Source organism: Allobosea sp. CER48 (assembly GCF_044752385.1).
Taxonomy (GTDB): Bacteria; Pseudomonadota; Alphaproteobacteria; order Rhizobiales; family Beijerinckiaceae; genus Allobosea.
In genome coordinates, this window is the sequence record NZ_JBIWYK010000685.1 from 1 (window position 1) to 1,280 (window position 1,280).

At 66.6% G+C, this 1,280-nt stretch carries 1 protein-coding gene; it reads right to left on the reverse strand.

Going from position 1 to position 1,280, the window contains the following annotated elements:
* The coding region (locus tag ACIPIA_RS16565) for a UDP-glucose dehydrogenase family protein (protein WP_400511068.1) at positions 1–1,280 on the reverse strand (1,280 nt) is incomplete at both ends.

Sequence of the window (1,280 nt, forward strand, 5' to 3'; positions counted from 1 at the left end):
CACGGCCGATATCCGCGTAGCTGAAGCCCTTTTCGCGAACCTGCTCGGCACGATAGACATTGCGGAGATCGACGAGGACTGGCTCACGCATCAGGCCCTTGACCCGATCGAGATCGAGCGCCCGGAAGATGTTCCACTCGGTGACGATGACGGCGGCATCGGCCCCCGTCACGCAGTCGTAGGCGTCGGTGCAATAGTCCACGCCGGCGGGCAGAGCCGCCTTGGCCTGCTCCATGCCTTCCGGATCGAAGGCGCGGATCGTGGCGCCGGCGTCCTGCAGCGCCTGCACGATCGAGAGCGAGGGTGCGTCGCGCATGTCGTCGGTGTTGGGTTTGAATGTCAGGCCCAGGACCGCGATCGTCTTGCCGCGGACGGCGCCGCCGCAGGCCGCGATGACCTTGCGGCCCATGGCGCGCTTGCGTTGATCGTTCACCGCCGCAACCGTTTCGACGATGCGGGCGGGGGTGCCGTAATCCTGTGCCGTCTTGATCAGGGCGAGCGTGTCCTTCGGGAAGCAGGAGCCGCCATAGCCCGGCCCGGCATGAAGGAACTTGCCGCCGATTCGGTTGTCGAGGCCCATCCCGCGCGCAACGTCCTGGACGTTCGCGCCGACCTGCTCGCAGAGATCGGCCATCTCGTTGATGAAGGTGATCTTGGTCGCCAGGAAGGCGTTGGCCGCGTATTTGGTCAGTTCGGCGGTACGGCGGCTGGTGTTCAGGATCGGGGCGCTGTTGAGGTAGAGCGGACGATAGATGTCGGCCATGATCGTGCGCGCCCGCTCTTCCTCGGTGCCGATGACGATGCGGTCCGGGCGCTTGAAATCCTCGATCGCCGCGCCCTCGCGCAGGAATTCCGGGTTGGACACGACGGAGAAGTCCGCATCCGGCCGCAGCTCCCGCACGATGCGCTCGACCTCGTCGCCGGTGCCGACCGGAACGGTCGATTTGGTGACGATCACCGTATAGTGGTTCAGCGCCGCCGCGATCTCGCGGGCAGCCGCGTAGACATAGGACAGATCGGCGAAGCCATCGCCGCGCCGCGACGGCGTGCCGACCGCGATGAAAACCGCATCCGCAGCGGCGACGGGGCCGGCGAGGTCGGTGGTGAAGGACAGGCGCCCGGCCGCGGCGTTGCTGCGGACCAGATCGGCGAGGCCGGGTTCGAAGATCGGAATCTCGCCACGCTTCAGCGCCGCGATCTTGCTTTCCTGCTTGTCGACGCAGACGACCTCATGGCCGAAATCCGCGAAGCAGGCGCCGGACACCAAGCCGACATAGCCC